The sequence below is a fragment of the Paenibacillus sp. J22R3 genome (genome assembly GCF_056269305.1).
The window spans coordinates 118,359-135,614 of record NZ_JBWDNS010000004.1 but is presented as its reverse complement, the minus strand read 5'-3'; the positions used below and the strand labels follow the sequence as shown (position 1 = coordinate 135,614).

12 protein-coding genes are annotated in these 17,256 nt (G+C 50.5%); 1 reads left to right on the top strand and 11 read right to left on the bottom strand.

Translation table 11 applies throughout. From position 1 onward, the window contains the following. Position 1 precedes the first annotated feature (1 nt). Positions 2-865 carry a helix-turn-helix domain-containing protein gene (locus tag AC0YN4_RS19435; RefSeq protein ID WP_475783434.1) on the top strand — a complete coding sequence of 288 codons (864 nt, stop codon included), beginning with the start codon at positions 2-4 and terminating at the stop codon, positions 863-865. Between the two features lie 51 nt (positions 866-916). Here AC0YN4_RS19435 and AC0YN4_RS19430 read toward each other — a convergent pair whose 3' ends face one another. The 11 genes from AC0YN4_RS19430 to AC0YN4_RS19380 all read right to left on the bottom strand — a co-directional run bounded on the left by AC0YN4_RS19430 (position 917) and on the right by AC0YN4_RS19380 (position 17,095). Continuing rightward, positions 917-3,274, bottom strand: coding sequence for a glycoside hydrolase family 95 protein (locus AC0YN4_RS19430; protein WP_475836538.1), 2,358 nt, complete (start codon positions 3,272-3,274; stop codon positions 917-919). 396 nt (positions 3,275-3,670) lie between these two features. Next, on the bottom strand, positions 3,671-4,477 hold the full coding sequence (locus AC0YN4_RS19425) for a Nif3-like dinuclear metal center hexameric protein (RefSeq protein WP_475836537.1): 807 nt from the start codon (positions 4,475-4,477) through the stop codon (positions 3,671-3,673). Between the two features lie 15 nt (positions 4,478-4,492). Beyond that, positions 4,493-5,344: an SDR family oxidoreductase gene (locus tag AC0YN4_RS19420; protein WP_475783431.1), complete on the bottom strand. Its 852-nt coding sequence runs from the start codon at positions 5,342-5,344 to the stop codon at positions 4,493-4,495. A 5-nt stretch (positions 5,345-5,349) separates the two neighbouring features. Beyond that, complete coding sequence (gene uxuA, locus AC0YN4_RS19415) at positions 5,350-6,420, bottom strand: mannonate dehydratase (RefSeq protein WP_475836536.1); 1,071 nt, start codon at positions 6,418-6,420, stop codon at positions 5,350-5,352. A gap of 204 nt (positions 6,421-6,624) precedes the next feature. Continuing rightward, positions 6,625-8,709, bottom strand: a complete 2,085-nt coding sequence (locus AC0YN4_RS19410; RefSeq protein ID WP_475836535.1) for an alpha-glucuronidase family glycosyl hydrolase — start codon at positions 8,707-8,709, stop codon at positions 6,625-6,627. Positions 8,710-8,788: 79 nt separating this feature from the next. Beyond that, the gene (locus AC0YN4_RS19405; protein ID WP_475836534.1) at positions 8,789-9,913 is read right to left on the bottom strand and encodes a family 8 glycosyl hydrolase; all 1,125 of its coding nucleotides are present in this window, start codon (positions 9,911-9,913) and stop codon (positions 8,789-8,791) included. Next, entirely contained in the window at positions 9,913-10,833 is a 921-nt protein-coding gene (locus AC0YN4_RS19400) for a carbohydrate ABC transporter permease (RefSeq protein WP_475836533.1), read from the bottom strand. The genes AC0YN4_RS19405 and AC0YN4_RS19400 overlap by 1 nt, the downstream gene beginning before the upstream one ends. Positions 10,834-10,846: 13 nt before the next feature. Further along, the gene (locus tag AC0YN4_RS19395; protein WP_256209088.1) at positions 10,847-11,797 is read right to left on the bottom strand and encodes an ABC transporter permease; all 951 of its coding nucleotides are present in this window, start codon (positions 11,795-11,797) and stop codon (positions 10,847-10,849) included. Positions 11,798-11,922: 125 nt separating this feature from the next. After that, positions 11,923-13,629 (bottom strand): ABC transporter substrate-binding protein, encoded by a 1,707-nt coding sequence (locus tag AC0YN4_RS19390; protein ID WP_475836704.1) that lies wholly within the window; start codon positions 13,627-13,629, stop codon positions 11,923-11,925. A 146-nt stretch (positions 13,630-13,775) separates the two neighbouring features. Continuing rightward, positions 13,776-15,494: a sensor histidine kinase gene (locus AC0YN4_RS19385; RefSeq protein ID WP_475836532.1), complete on the bottom strand. Its 1,719-nt coding sequence runs from the start codon at positions 15,492-15,494 to the stop codon at positions 13,776-13,778. A gap of 23 nt (positions 15,495-15,517) precedes the next feature. Further along, a complete protein-coding gene (locus tag AC0YN4_RS19380) occupies positions 15,518-17,095 on the bottom strand; it encodes a response regulator transcription factor (protein ID WP_475836531.1) in 1,578 nt (525 codons plus the stop codon). Positions 17,096-17,256: the final 161 nt, after the last annotated feature.

Sequence of the window (17,256 nt, the reverse complement as noted above, 5' to 3'; positions counted from 1 at the left end):
CATGAAGCCTATACGCAAACAGTTCGATGCCCAGCCTTCATTCCCTTTCGCCTTCACGTTCAAGGATCGGAAGACGCTGCAGCGCGAACTGCCTGATCATTTGCATGATTGGTTTGAGCTTGTCTACGTGTACAGCGGTAAGGGTGCTTTCTTCATCGACCGAACGATTTATGACATGAATCAAGGTGATCTCTTCATCATTCCGGGCAACACCATTCACCGTGCATTCCCGGACAAAGAGGATCCCGTTACGTCCACTGCTATGTTCTTTCATCCCATTCTGATGGACCGGATATCGCTGGGCGAATCATTTTCATATATGGCGTGTTTCGAGCAAAGCCGTACCCATCATAGTTTCAAAATGGAATGTACTCCGGCGCTTCAACAACATGTTGAGCGAGCACTGGATGGGGTTGAAGCTGAGCTGCGGACAGCGCAAGCAGGCTATCGCCATGCTATTGTTCTGTGTTTAGAGCAGCTGCTGCTGGCGGTTAATCGGGAGATAGATGGCGAGAGGAAGCATAGAGCCAGCTCCGCCTTTATCGGTCCAAGCTGGATGAAGGATAGTTTACTGTATATCGACCGGCATTTTACGGATGCTGTCAGCCTCAGCAAGCTAAGTCAGATGGCCTCCGTCAGCCCTGCGCATTTCAGCCGTGTATTTAAGCAGAGCACAGGGATGAACGTCACCGGGTTTATTACGGTTAAACGAATTGTGAGAGCCAAGGAGCTGCTGCAAGGCAAGGATGATACCATCGCAGTCATCGCTGAAGCATGCGGCTTCGAGAGTATGCCTTATTTTCACCGGGTGTTTAAGCAGATTGTCGGCATGACGCCTGCGGTCTATCGGCAGCGACGCAGCTAAAAAAAGCCGCCGGCGAAGAGGCATTTCCTCCTCCCGCGGCGGCTTCGAAACTTACCCGGTAATGGAGTAGCTTCCGTCTATATGAGTTGTGAATCGATACAAACCTCCGTCTACCTGTTCGGCAGCGACAAGGTTTCCTTCTGCATCCGTGATCGTAATTGGCGACTCAGAACGCAGGGTGCAGCTGCCACCGACAAGCGATTTCACACTGGCCGAATGCATTTTGCCTTCCTTCCAGATCATGCCGACTTCGAATCCCCCGCGAGCCCGCAAGCCCTTAACAGACCCGTTTCGCCATGCATCCGGCAGCGACGGAAGCAGCCATACATAATCCTGATGGGATTGCAGCAGCAATTCCGCAATGCCTGCCGTTGCGGCAAAATTGCCATCGATCTGGAATGGCGGATGCGCGTCGAATAAGTTGGCGTATACGCCGCCCCGGTGATAGTTTTCTTGGGCATACTCATCGACAAGTTGTAGCAGGTTGTTCACTAAATTGAGCGCTCGGTTGCCATCTCCAAAACGTGCCCATAGTCCTGTTTTCCACCCCAAGCTCCAACCGGTTCCTTCATCTCCGCGACGCTCCAGTGAGCGGCGGGCTGCTGCAAACAGCTCCGGTGTGCCTGCTTCGGTCAGTTGACGGCCGGGGTAGACGCCGAATAAATGCGAGACATGACGATGGAATTGATCTTCATCCTCGAAGTCCTTATACCATTCCTGAAGCTGGCCATACTTGCCAATCTGCAAGGGGAATAAGCGCTCCTGGGCTGTTTCCAGCTCCACTCTCCACTCCGCATCGATCTCCAGCTCCTCGGATGCTTCGATGCAGTTCGTAAACAAGTCCCATATAATCGATAGATCCATCGTGGAAGCCACGCTAACACCGGATAGCCCGTCTTGTGTCACAAATTTATGCTCCGGCGATGTGGATGGTGACGTAATAAGTCTTCCTTGACCGTCGTCAATGAGCCAATCCAGGCAGAACATAGCCGATTCTTTCAGGATTGGATACGCCTTGTCTCTCAGGTAGGCTTTATCTCTGCTGAACGCGTAATGCTCCCACAAATGCTGGGCCATCCAAGGTCCGCCCATTGGCCACAATGCCCATGCCGCGTCACCTTCTCCAAAATCACCAACCGGCGCAGTGTGTCCCCAAATATCCGTGTTATGATGAGCCGTCCAGCCGCGAGCACCGTAATGAATTTGTGCCGTTTCCCGGCCGCTCTTCGATATCTTCTCGATTAAATCGATCATAGGCTCGTGGCACTCCGCGAGCGCACAGGTTTCTGCCGGCCAATAGTTCATCTGCGTATTAATATTAATCGTATAATTGCTGCTCCATGGTGGTCTTGTTTCCTGATTCCATATGCCCTGCAGATTCGTCGCTTGCGTTCCCGGCCGTGATGAAGCAATCATGAGGTAACGACCGTAGTCGAATAGCAGCTTTACTAGTCCGGGGTCATTTGCCCCGTTTTGCTTAATCCGCTTATCCGTCGGAAGCAGCTCGTCCGACTCCGATGCTGGGCCCAGATCCAGTTCTACACGATTGAACAATGCTTGGTAGTCCGAGATATGCCGAGCGCGAAGCTCCTCATAGGAACGGCTCAGTGCCGCATGAACGCGCTGCGAGGTGAGTAGCGCAGGCTGCTCGTCTTTCGCGTAGTCCGTCGCCGCATCGAAGACTAAGACAACCGAGGTTGCGCCGCTTACACGAAGTCCATCGGTGCTTGCCTCCACCGTACCGCCTTCCGCGGATGCTGCAAGCCTTCCGTTAAACCGGATGGCTTGTGACGTCGACTCATCGCCATACCGAATCGGGTTATCGGAAGATTGATAGCTCGGCGCAACATGCTCGGGAGCGATGCCGCTCAGAATGAGATCGGACGCTCCGTCTTGTTCCATACGGTGACGAAGCGGACTGCTCAGCTTGGCATGGAAGGAGATCTTGCCTGGCTGGCTGGCTGTCAGCTTCATCACGATCACTTGATCCGGATGTGAGGCAAAATATTCACGCGTATACGACACATTACCAATCCGATAGCTCACCGCCGAAATCGCTTCATCGATGCGGAGCTCCCGGCGATAATCGCTCGTATTATTACCGTGCTCGAACAGAAGGTGCAGATGGCCAAGCGGCAAATACGCTTGCGTGTATGCCCCCATCATTCGTTTACACAGCTGATCTGCTTCTACATACTTCTCTTGCGCCAGTAATTGGCGAACCTCCGGCAGGGCAGCAAGCGCCTCCGGATTGTTCCAGCTCGGGTTCGGCCCCGACCAAAGCGTGTCTTCATTAAGCTGCAGCTGTTCGTGTTCCACACTGCCATAAATCATAGCTCCCAAACGGCCATTCCCAATTGGCAGCGCTTCCGTCCAAACTCGTGCAGGTCCCGGATAATGCAATTTCAATTCATTTCCCTCCCAATCAGTCCTTGATGTGTCCTATTCACACAGTAACAAACTTCCAAGCGTCTGTGTTGCATTTTTTTCCAAATGGGAGGGTTAGATGAAACTTTCCTACACTGAAAACCAGCTTTTGGCGCACATGTGCGGTAGACGGTACCTCTCTTTAGCTAAGTACCAGCTTTTACCGCACATGTGCGGTAGCCGGTACCCCTCCTTTCCACCATTGTGTTGTCATAGGTGCCACTCTTTCACCAAATTCGCGATACTTCCGCCAAGCCCACCGTTTGAACAACGCATTGCTCAGGTAGGGAGCAACTCTTTTCCTTGCTAACCTACCAAACACAACAAAAACAAAGCCGCCCCAAAAGTCACCTGCGCACTTTTGAGACAGCCCCACATCTAAACCACATCAAACACTCGATCCACATTCACATAGTGAATCGGTACGGCCGCAAACAATTTACCGAGCCGATCTGCCAGCAGCCGCATACCGGGTTGCTCGCTCTCCAGATGGCCGAGAACGAGGAGAGACTTCGCCGCTCCCATGTGAACGGCGTCCCTCACGTACTCCGGCGTTTCCCACTCGGGTCCTTCGCCGTACAGGATCAGATCCAGCTGGTACTGCTCATAGAGCGGAATCGCCAGCTCTCCGCCTCCCCTGTAACCAGCGAGCAAGCCGACGCGTCTACACGAATCAGACAGATCACCTACGGCACGGAGCGACTCTATCCCGAGCCGCTTCTTCACATGTGCCGCAATTTCGAGGCCGGTATGCGGAGGAAGCTCAACAATCGAGGCAGCAGGGAGATGCTCCGCGACGAACGCCTCCCAGCCCAGCTCTTGAAGCAATCCTTCCATAATGCCATCGGGTTGCTGCCGATGTAATCCGTCATGCAAGCGGTAGACAGCAAGGCCGTGCTCGGCAATCAACTGTTTCTTAGCAGCGTACACCGTGCCCTCCATAGACGCGACCTTATCTCCGTCATGATGATGACTGTAAAAGATCCCTTCATGCGAAATCACCAAGTTCGCACCTAACGAAACCGCCTGCTCCAACACCTGCTGCGATGCGATAAAGGTGACGACGATTCCACTGACAGCCTGCCCGGCATCACCGAAGAGCAGTTGATCCGCACCACAACCAATAGCTTCACCGACTCCCGTCGCCTCCAAAACATCAAGCACATCCTGAACAATGAGCGTCATCCCAGCCGCCTCCTCCTATACGCCTGAATACGCCATAAATCCGCCATCCACCGGGACCGTGACCCCGGTGACGAATCCGGATACGGTATCGTCCGCCAGCCAAACAAGTGCACCAAGCAGGTCCTCCGGCTTTCCGAATCTACGCATTGGCGTATGAGTGATGATCTTATGAGAACGTTCGGTCAGCGAACCATCCTCATGGGTTAACAGCTTCCGATTCTGTTCCGTCAGGAAGAAACCCGGCGCAATCGCATTGACCCGAATGCCCGCTTCTGCCATATGAACCGCGAGCCACTGCGTGAAGTTATCGATCGCTGCCTTTGCCGCGCTGTAAGCAGGCACTTTGGTCATCGGGCTTGGTGCGCTCATCGACGAAATATTGATAATCGATGCTCCTTCGACTTGAAGCATTTGTTTCGCAAAAGCCTGCGTAGGCAGCAGCGTGCCTTTAAAATTCAAATCAAACACATACCCGAAGCCCTTCTCCGTTAAATCGAAAAAGGTACGAATGCCCTCGACTCCTACATCATCTGCTTTAAAAATCTCATTCGTCGTGCTACCCTCCGGATGGTTGCCGCCTGCTCCATTAATGAGCAGGTGGCACGAGCCCAACTGTTCCTTAACGACAACAGCCGCCGCGTCCACACTTGCAGCATCGAGCACGTCGCAGACAACAGCTATCGCTTCATTACCTTCACGGCGAATCTCTTCCACCACTTTCAGGCCCGATTCTTCCGTACGGTTGAGGATAGCCACCTTCATTCCCTGCCGCGCTAACTCCTTCGCCATCGCGGAACACAGGACGCCGCTACCGCCGGTCACTACAGCTACCTTCCCCTGCAAATGCTCGTGCTTCGGTATACTCATGCCTATCATTTCGTCACCTCGCCTGCACGCATGGAATCCCAAACGCCCCACAAATACATAATGCCTAAGGCCCGATCATACAGCCCATAACCCGGACGACATTTTTCGTCCCAGATATGCCTGCCATGATCCGGACGGGCATAACCTGTAAATCCTGTCTCGAAATAGGCTCGCACGATGCCTGCAATATCTACCGTTCCATCAGAGGTCCTGTGCGAGGTTTCAATGAAATCCCCATTGTCATAGACGCGCACATTCCGAATATGCGCGAATGGGATACGGCCCTTAAACTCATGCACCATTGCCACAATATCGTTGGCCGGATTAGCGCCAAGCGATCCGCTGCACAGCGTCACGCCATTGCAAGGGCTGTCGACAAGCTGCAGTAACCTGCGGATGCTTTCTCGGCTATTAATGATGCGCGGCAAGCCAAAGATCGGCCAAGGCGGATCATCGGGATGAATGGCCATTTGGATGCCATGACGCTCCGCGGTTGGGATAATCTGCTCCAGAAAATACTGCAGATTGCTCCACAGATCTTCTGCCGACACCTGCTTGTATTGCTCAAATAACGGCGCAAGCAGCTTTAATCGTTCCGGCTCCCAGCCCGGCATTGTAAAATCCACCTCATTAGCGATACGACTCACAAGCTCGCCGGGATCCATACTATCGACCTTAGCCTTCTCATAGAAAAGCGCCGTCGAGCCATCCTCCAGCTCCTTGAACAACTCCGTCCGCACCCAATCGAATACCGGCATAAAGTTGTAGCAGATCGTTTTGACGCCAACCGCTGCCAGCTTCTCGATTGTCACCTTATAATTGTTAATGTAGTGGTCCCTAGTTGGCAGCCCTAGCTTAATATCCTCGTGGACATTTACACTTTCAACTACCTCCAGATGCAGGCCATAAGCATCGGCTTGTTCCTTATAGGCGAGGATTTTGTCCATCGGCCACTCTTCACCTGCAGGCACATCATGCAGTGCCCAGACAATACCTTCCACACCTGGAATTTGCTTGATCTGCTTCAACGTAACCGTATCATTGCCGGTCCCATACCAGCGGAACACCATTTTCATTTCTTCCTCACCCTTCTCCTCCAAGGTTTATTTCTAGGCTTTATTTATAAAGCCGCGGAAGGGTGAAAGGGATTGTGCCGTAGAGTTTACGTGCCGCCTTTGATAGTGTGTTGTTACCTCCAATTCTAATCCTAGAGAACACACAATCAACAGCGGCCGAAGGCACATCCCTGATCCCTGCAGCATTAGCTTTTCGCATCACAGCTAGTAAATCAACCTCCCACGTTCATCGGCAATCCCCGACTTGCGATAAAAATACGTATTAATACAATCGCGCCATTCTTCCGCATGCTCCGCTTGGTGAGTGAGTCGATCAAGTACCTGCTCGTGCCGTTCGCTTCCAACCAGCGAGGCTAGCAAATTCCACTGCTCTACCAGCTGAGCCGCACGCGCTGCACCTTCGAAATGCGTGTCGTAAATATGCTGGATCACCGTCTTGCCGCTCTTAAGCCGGTGCGAATACGGAACATGATGGAAGAACAACAGAAGCTCATCCGGGCATAACGCCACTGATTCGTACCGCTCCGCCACCGGAGAATGATACTGTCCCGCGTAACCAGTGCCGCTGCGCACGGTACGATCAACGCCCATGCCATGGCAATCCGCATAGTGATACGTGCCCCACTTGGAATATTCATAGCCGTCAACGTTAGGGCCATAATGATGATTCGGATTGACCATCCAGCCCACGCCAAGCGGGGCCGTATAGTCCTCGTAAATGCCGTAAGAGCTTAGCAGCATGCCTAACAAGACACGCTCCACCTCTGAATTCAATCCGAAGGTCATCGCAATCCATTCCCGTGCAATCTGCTCTGCGCTTAACTTCGGATTCCATGCCAACCGTGCATAGCCGTACCAATTCGCCTGTGCCAAAATATGTCCGGTCCAGCTCGCATCATCCCCGATATTTGCGACTGCCGCAACGCCGCCGCGCGCTCTCCCAAACAGCCGCCCGCCAGCTACTTCCGCAACCGTAGAACCTTCCCCACGGGCATGCGTATCAAAGTCCATTACTTCCTTCCACTGCGGCACCAAGAAACATACATGCCGCTGCTGACCGGTGTACTCCTGCGTAATCTGCAGCTCAAGCAGTTGGTTCGTGTCCTGCAACCCGCCGAACAACGGTGAAACCGGCTCTCGTACTTGAAAATCCATCGGTCCGTTCTTAATCTGAAGCATGACATTGTCACGGAATGTTCCATCCAAAGGCATGAAATGGTCATAGGCAGCACGAGCACGATCCGTGCTGCGATCTCGCCAATTCTGCAGGCAGTTGTACACAAAACAACGCCAAATCACTTCGCCGCCAAAAGGCGCCAGCGCATCTGCCAGCATATTCGCGCCGTCCGCATGATTCCGTCCGTACGTAAACGGCCCCGGTCTGAATTCGGAATCAGCCTTGACCAGAAATCCGCCGAAATCCGGGATGTAGCGGTAAATATTCTTCGCAGCGCCATGCCACCATTCCGCTACCTCCGGCGCAAGCGGATCCGCCGTGTTCAGTCCGCCAAGCTCCATCGGACTCGCATAATTCACGCTCAAATACAGACGAATACCATACTCGCGGAAAATAGCCGCCGTCTTCGCCACATCCGGCAGAAACTCGTCGGTAATGAGCTTCGATTCCTGGCTGTGCACATTAACGTTATTAATCGTTAGGGCATTAATGCCACCGGATGCCAGCAGCCGAGCATAGTCCTGCACACGCTCCTGATCCCCGATAAATCGACCCTCATGGAAGAAAATACTTCTCCCGGCATAGCCGCGCTCAATCGATCCGTCCATATTGTCCCAATGGTTGATCATACGCAGACCATTGCTCGGCAGCTCGCAAATGGCAAGCCTCTCGATACTCTCCCCGGTTTGCAACAGCCGCATCAAATGGAACACCGCATACAGCAAGCCTTTATCCGCATCAGCTGACAGATAGATCCGATTCTCATCCGAACCGGAAGCATGAATGACATAACCTTCCTCGCCTAGTTCATTGAAATTATAGATACTTGCAAGCGGGTTCAGCAGCTCGCAGCTGCCGATTGTACCGACCACAATTACCGGCAGGCTCAGCTCCTCAGCAACGGCATCATCCTCGACCTCAACAGGCGTTTCCCCAAGCATCACGCCCAGTGCAAGCTTCAACTCTCTGCGCGCCGCTTGCAGCAGCGGTGAATCACCGATCACCACAAGCTGCGAGCAGCGCTTCTTATATTCACTGCGTAATGCTTCATTCCGGATAAGCTGATAATCAAGCCAACATGCATAGCCGCTCTCTATTCTTCTTCTATTCATGGCTGCGACAACCTGCCTCTCATTCGCTGAAATGAAAAGAGCCTCCTGTAACAGGAGACCCTACCTACTACATATCCATTTATTCTGCTGCTTCTGCCGACCATATTCGGTAATTCCCGCTTAACGCCAGCAAGGCGAATAAGTAGAGGCAATTATCATAATAACGCCTGTCACCCTCGCGAACAGGCGTCTTCCAGAACAGCGCTACACTCTCTCTCGCATGTAGGCCGTTCGGTGCCGCTAACGATGCAGCTGCATTCGTAGCAATCAGCCCAACCGGATGAAGCGATTTCTCCTCGAACGGCTCACCGGCAATCGTATACCGCCGGTAGTCATCGGGATGCTTATCCGCGAAGAAGGCTTGAATAAGCTCTGCCTCCCGAGTCATCCATTTGCTTGCGCCAAACCACAGCGCCTCTAGTCCGATATTGGCTGCGACCCGGTAGGAATCACTGAAGAAATGCCCATACCCGCGATCATCGTTAGGCGTTCCGTCATAATGGGCATATTCCGGTGCTAAGCCGGTTTCCGGATGGCAAGCCAGCAACAGAAACGCCCTGCTGGCTTCCGCCGCTTCTCTCCAGAATGGGCGATCCGCTTCATTAGCCCAAAGAGCAAACAGCTCATAGAAATGCGGCAGATGATACGACGGATCGGAGTATTCGCAGTTAGGCACGAATTTGATTAATTTATTGTCCGGGTTCCACATCGGATAGCCGATGCCGTCTTCTCCGTTGTGTATGCAATCATGCAGCAATGCACGCGCCTTTACGCCGTAATCCAGAGGCGCTGCGCCGTCGCCCCACCGATGGGAGGCGAACAATAAAGCAAGCGCGAAGTATTCCTCGCCATCCGGCGCCGGTCCGTTCGAGCGCTTCGTTCCATCCGTGTTGCAGGACCAGGCGAAATAACCTTTGTTCTCGCCGGAAGTCATATACATGTATTGATAGCTCCATCTCCAAAGCCGATCGAATACATCCTTCTTATCCAGCTGTACAGCCATCATCATGCCGTAGGACATGCCTTCCGTCCGAACATCGAGGTTCCCGGTATCGAGCATATAACCCATATCGTCACCGGACGGGTAATACATTCTCGTCGCTTCATGATCGCCGAACAGCAGCTCCCACGTTTGCTCAACCTTTGCCTCGATATCCTTCGCGTCATAACCATAAGCAAGCAGTAGATTGTGATGTGCCGCCATTAGCCTTTTACGCCTCCCAGCGTCATCCCTTTAACAAAGTACTTCTGCAGGAATGGATAAACCATTACAATCGGCAAGCTCGCGACAATCGTCATCGTAGCTCGAATGGATGTCGGCGTGACGAAGTTTGCTGCCGTTCCGCCCGAGCCATCCATATTGCCGCCGGAAGAGCTGATCGAAGCATTCGAGTTTTGGAGCATCTTCATCAATTCGTATTGCAGCGTACTCAGGTTAATATGCGACGAGTTGTACAGGAACACATCAAACCAGGAATTCCAGTGGTACACTGCTGTGAACAAGGATGTTGTCGCAAGCACCGGCATCGACAAAGGCATGACGATCTTGAGGAACGTCGTAAACTCGCCTGCCCCGTCAATTCTTGCCGATTCCAGGATACCTTCCGGCAGCGTCTCAATAAAGGAACGAATCACGATGATGTTAAATACGCCGACAATACCCGGAATGATGTAGACCCAGTAGTTGCCCATAAGGCCAAGCTCGCGAATCAGCAAGAAGTTCGGAATCAATCCACCGTTAAAATACATCGTCAGCACGAAGGCCAGCGTAACGAATTTGCGTAATACAAATTCCGGACGGCTGATCGTATAAGCTACCATCGCCGAACAGAAGGTAGAGATGAGCGTCCCGAGAATTGTCCGCGAAGCAGAAACCATAGTCGCGTGCAAAATCTCTCCCTGCTTGAACACATAATCATAATTTTCCCAGGTTAATACTCTGGGCCATAAGTAGACGCCGCCCTTAATGGAGTCTCCGGCATCGTTGAGCGAAACAGCCAGCATGTTGATGAATGGATATAGTGTCACGATCATGAGGATCACCATGAACGTGTAATTGGCGATATCGAACAGCCGATCTCCTGTCGACGAATGATGGGCCATAGTTCCTTGCGATTTAGCCATGCTGTTCTCCTCCTTAAAACAATCGTTCTTGGCCTAGCCGTTTTGAAAGGTAATTCGCCGAGAACAATAGCACGACACTGATAACCGTCTTGAATATCCCTGCTGCGACGGACAATGAATAGTTGCCCAGGTTCATACCATACTTCAGGATGAAGATTTCAAGATTCTCGGAATAATCGAGGTTCGGTCCATTGCCAAGCAAGTATTGCGGCTCGAAGCCAGTCTCTAGAATTTGTCCAAGGTTAAGAATAATAAGAATGATAATAACAGGTTTGATTCCGGGAAGCGTAACATGGAAGATACGCTGGAAGCGTCCAGCGCCATCAATCTCGGCAGCTTCATACTGCGCAGGATCGATTGAGGTCATAGCGGCTAAATAAATAATCGTGTTCCAGCCTACGTTCTTCCATACTTCCGAAACGCCTAGAATACCCCAGAAATACTTGCCTTCTCCAAGCCATAGAATCGGTTCCTTGATGAACCCAAGACCCATCAAAATTTCATTGAGGACCCCTCCATCAGCAGAGAGAATGGTCTGAATAATCGTAGCTGCGACAACCCAAGATATAAAATGCGGTAAGTAGCTGATCGTTTGTACGACCCGTTTGAACGCTACTTTTCTTAATTCGTTTAATAGAATGGCTAGTATAATGGCTGTTACAAATCCGAGAACGAAATTGATTAAGCTCATAGCAAGCGTATTGCGAAGCACCACCAGGAACCGGTCATCGGAGAACATAAACTTAAACTGCTTCAAACCTACCCATTTCTGATCGCTGAAGGCTTTCGCCGGCTTATAATTCTGAAACGCGATCGACCAGCCCCATAGCGGAATATATTTAAAGATCACAAGCCAAATAAGGAACGGAACGGACATCAGGACCAGCGCCCGCTGCTTCACAAGCTTCTGCAGAAATAATCCGATCCCGGATTTCTGACCGAGAAGGATCCGATCGGCAGTCATCTCCTGCTGCTTGGTTTCTATCATTGCGATCACTCCTCTCCATACCTACCCGGTTCTATACGTCTAAATTAGGAAAGGCCGGCCCCGTACTGCATGCGAGCTCCGGCCTTCCCCCTTACACTTGATTAGCCTTTAATCTTTGCCACTTTTTCTTTGACTTTTTCAGTCATCGTTTTCTCGTACTCACCTACAGGAAGCTTGTTAATTTCGCCTACATACTCGTTCCACAGACCGTCGAATTTATCCGGCGATGCAAGGACGATTTTCGCAAAATATTTACGTTGTACGTCTGGTTTCTTAGCCGTGTAGATTTGTGCATCCGAACCTTGCTCAAGTGCGATACTCCATGCTGGGTACCAAGGACGCTCATCCGGAGCGGCGAACATTTCTGCGTACGTTTGAACGCCGTATTTCGCAAGACGATCTTTCTCAGCAGGCGTAAAGGATGCTTGTGCAACTTCCGGTTGTCTGCCTGGGTTTACAGCATTGCCATCCGGGAAGGTGGAGCCTTGACCGTACATTGGCCAGTAGTACTCGAAGTAGCCGATACCGACTTGACGTTTGTAGTCGTTATCTTTAAGCTTGTCTATTTCTTCTTGTGTTCTGTACAATCTGCCTTTGTCGTCCACTTCATAGTTCTTGCCTTGAATGCCCCACTGTACCATCTTCTGGTTCTCGTCCGTAAGCAGGTTATTGAAGAATTTAATAATACGAACTGGGTCTTTCGCGCTTGTCGTGATTCCCACTCCGCGGTTGTTAACAAAGGAAGCCGGATCGATGTATTGGTCTTTCACGCCTGCATCGAATACGATTGGCAGCGGGAAATACTCCAGATCGTCGTTACCGCCGTTTTTCACCGTCTCGGTTTTCAACGTTTGCAGCGCTTGGTTCACCTGCCAGCCGTAATCAAAGAAGCCAAGTACTTTACCGGAAGTCAGCTTCGCCAAGTATTGATCGTAGTTGTCTACGAAGGAGGACTTGTCGAACAAACCTTCAGCATTAAACTCATTCAACTTCTTCAACCAACGTTTGGTATCATCGTTAGCTGCGTAGATTTTGGAATCCATCGAAGTCATATCGACTTGAACTTCGCCGTCATTCGGGAAGCCCGCAAGATGGTTCGGCGGGTTCGTTGTTGCAAAGAAGCGCCAGTCGTGCGTCAGGGACATGAAGCCCGTCAATTTGTCGTCTTTATGTTTGCCTGCATAATCTTTAATCAGGTTAAAATACTCGTCGAATGTTTTGATTTTCGGATAGCCGGCATCCTTCAAAACGCGGTTTTGCACCCAGAATGCGCCTTGGTCAATCGTTGGGTTTGGTTTATATTCGCCTACGATGGCACTGAATGGCAGGAAGTAAACGTTGCCGTCTTCCGCTTTCATCAGGTTCATGTAAGGGCCGTAAACGCGTTTAATGTTTGGACCGTATTGATCGATAAGATCGTTAAGCGGAATGAATGCGCCTGCTTCCAACACTTTATCGATGCCTGAATCAGGAGCCAGGATATCCGGATATTCGTTGCTTGCGATCATCGTTCCGATCTTCGTATTCAAGTCGCCTACAAGATGCTCCATCTTGAAGTTGACGCCCGTTTGATCCTCCAGGATTTTACCGATTTCCGTCATATTCGTATCTGTGTCTTTGTTTGCCGTAGCATTGAAATAAGTGAAGGTTACCGGCTCCGCTTTCTCCGGCTCAGCTGCCTCAGTTGTGTTCGTAGTTGTGTCTGTGTTAGTCGTAGCAGCATTGCCTGTTTCCTTTGGAGCGTTTTCATTTGCATTGTTATTGCCGCTGGAACAGCCGACAATACTCATCATCAGCGTGAGCGACATGATGCCTAGTTGCCATTTCTTTCTCGTTTTCAAAGAAAAGTCCCCTTCCTGCTCTATAATTTGTAAGCGCTTCAATTGAACATCTTCAGTATACAAAGCAGATCAATCTTTGTTTACCAGGTAAACTATATATCGCGCTTAGTAAATTAAAGAGATCGTATTTCGATCCGAATCGACGTCCCCGCCCCTTTGCTGCTCTCCAAGTCGAAGGTCGCCTGGTCGCCATAAAACATCTTCAGCCGCAAATACACATTGCGAATGCCGATGCTTTCCCCGCTCTCTTCCTCGGTCGAATACAGGTTTTGCAGCAGCTCTTTTCGTTTCTCTTCCGTCATCCCCACCCCGTTATCACTGACCACGCAGAGAAGTCCCTCCGGAGATTTGCGCACGCTGATCGTGATGAAACCGGCGTTCTTCAAGGGCTCGATACCGTGGATGCTCGAGTTCTCGACAAGAGGCTGCAGCGTCATCTTCGGAATTTTCTCTGTGGCTGCGTCCGGATCTACCTCAATGCTGTAATCCAGCTTGTCCCCGAATCGGTATTTCTGAATCTGCAGGAAACTCTCGACCAAATCGAGCTCGTCCTTAACCGTTACCATATCTCTGCCCCAGGACAGAGATTTACGGAAGATCTTCGCCATATGATGAATGATTTTGGCCGTCTCTTCCTCGGACTTCATCAAGCTCCGCATCCGAATCGTCTCCAGCGAGTTAAACAGGAAATGCGGATTGATCTGGCTTTGGAGCGCATGCAGCTGCGACTGATTGCGGCTAAGCTCCAGCTCCTTCTTCTGAATGTCGGCCATATAAACATCATGAATCAGACTCTTGATCTGCATCGTCATCCGGTTGAATTCCGTTGTCAGCTGGCCGATTTCGTCATTCGTCTCTTCGTTGTCGATCAGCTCGAAGCTGTGGTTCTTCACCCGCTTCATCTGCCTCAAGATGCGAAATAGCCGCTGATTGAGCGAGCGCGTAAACCAGACGATAATGAGCGTAGGAACAAGTATGTTCGGGAGCGCCATATAAATAACGAATTCCCGTGACTTCCGAACCTCTACTAAGACCTCACGCTCCTGGAATTTCCCCACAACATGCCAATTCATTAGATATTCCTTGTTCGCAAAGCCTTCATCGAAAATAATGCCATCATTCTCCGAGTCCTCTCCGCTGTACTTCTTGCCTGACGAATACTGAACGTTATCCCCTTCGAGCAGATACACGCTGCCCTCCAGCGTTACATTGCTTAATACTTGCTTGATAAGACCGGGATCCAGGTCAATCTTGATGATTTTATCAAAATTATTCTGCCCCGCAGAGCTGCTCATTCGTCTGACAATGCTGATCCCGGGATCAGTGATCGACAAGTTATTGCGAACGAGGATCGGATTGGCCGTACCTGAGCTTACCAACCGCTTATACCACTCTGCATCAGGACTAATTTGTGAGATTGGCGAAACATAGCCGCCATAAATAATCGTATCGTTATTCGTGTAGATGGTAATGTTCTGAATCGCTCTGTATACAGGTGCGTATTTCTCCAGCATGTCCGTAATATAAGAGTGGTAGTTCATGACGTAATCCGATGAATAGACATAGCGTTGATCCAAGTAGTCATTCATGATGGAATCGTTATAAAGGACGGACGAGATGCCCACTACGGCATCGATCTGATACATGAACTCGTTGCGCATCTGCTCAATGGCCAGCGACAAATCCTTCATCTTCTGATTCTTCACGTTATTCGTCGTAATGTTGTAGAAGATGACGTTCGTGAGCACGACCGGAATTAACACGGATAGAAAATAGATCATCAGCATCTTGCTTCGAAGCCTGATGTTGTGGAAGGCGCTGCTTATTCTCATGAACGTGAATCCTCCTGCGCCTTCTATGTTTTTGCGATCATCGCATTTTTGTATTCGGTCGGGGTTTTCCCTTCCACTTTCTCGAATTGGCAGACGAAATAATCCGCATTCCCGAATCCGACATTAGCCGCGATCTCGTAAATTTTCTTATCCGTCTGACGAAGCTGACTCTTCGCTTCTTGAATCCGAATCTGCAGCAGAAACTCATTGAAGTACATGCCATATGACTTCTTGAATAGTTGACCTAAGTAAACCGGATTCATATAGAAGAGCTTGGCAATGCTCTTCAGGCTGATATTGCTGGCATAGTGGCTCTCGATGTAGCTTTTGATTTTGCCAATCTCGCCTTTCCCGATCTTGCTGCGCAGCGACGCCATATAAGCCGTACATTCCGTTAGGAATTCCATCAGCAGCCCCTTAACACTCTCTAGGGTTCGAGGCTCGTTATCCCAATGCATAATGGGATTGAAGGCCACCAGTTTATTCACGTCGCCTTGCATCGTCTGGATAATCCGAGTTGCGCCGTGCACGCATCTGGAGATCGAAGCGCGCATCGATTCCAAGGCGAAGCCTTGCTCGCGAAAGGCTGCAAACATCGCATCCACAAGCTTCGTAATGGCCTCGCTGTCATGCTCTTCCAAGCGCTCCATCAGCTCGGTGTATTGCGTCTGCTCAATCTCCTTGTACTGCAAAGCCGTGCCTTTGATGTCGTCATAGAGGATCGCCGCTTTAGGCGCCTGCGCGAATTTATATTTCATCGTTTCCATCGCGGACATATAAGAAGCTTTCACCTGATCCAGTCCGGCAGTCCTCTCGCCAACATACACACTGGTGACGCCTTCGCCTCTTCCTGCCGTCCCCCTGATCAGATCATCTGCAAGCCGCTTTACCCCATCCGGCTTTGGATCCGATGATGGAATCAGAAATCCAAGCCCATAGGGACTCGGAATGTAGATGAATGGTTCTTGATCCGGCGCATGCCGCTTCACTACTTTGATGACGGCTTCCTTTAACTCGCCAATCTGTTCGATCTTCTCATCCTCACTCAAGCGGGAAGGGACGTTATTGAGCTCAAGCGCAATGTATCGCAGCGGTTTATCGATTGGCAGCCCCAAGAATTGCGATGCATCCGTAAGCAGCTTCTCATCTGATTTTCCCGAGAGAAGCTGTTCAAACAGCGAAATTTGAAAAAGCAGCTTGCCGCCTTCTTGCCACGTCGGTCGCTCATTAAGCATCTCATTAATCCGCCCTAAGGTTTCCATAAGCTCGTTCTCGTCAATTGGCTTGAGCAAATAGTCATGAACGCCGTAACGAACAGCTTGTTGTGCATATTTGAAATCGCCATATCCGCTGATAATAATAAATTTGATCTCCTTGCTGATTCGCTCCTGAACCGTCTGAATAAGCTCAAGCCCATCCAGCACCGGCATACGAATGTCGGTAATGACGAGATCCGGCATCAGCCGCTCAATTAATGCGAGCGCTTCTTCCCCATCTTCAGCCTCGCCAACGATCTGAAAGCCACATTTCTCCCAAGGGATAAGTCCTACAAGCCCTTTGCGCGCAAACATTTCATCGTCAACCAGAATCGCTTTTCTCATAGGAATGCCTCCGATTTTGGTTTATCTATCACTGTAATCGCTTACAAGTCGTGTCACCAGAAAGTTTCTGTTCCTGTAGTATTTTCAAAGTTAATCCATTTTACTAAGACATGTTGTTTTCGTAAACGTAAAGAAGTATAGATTTTACTTTGTATTCTAAA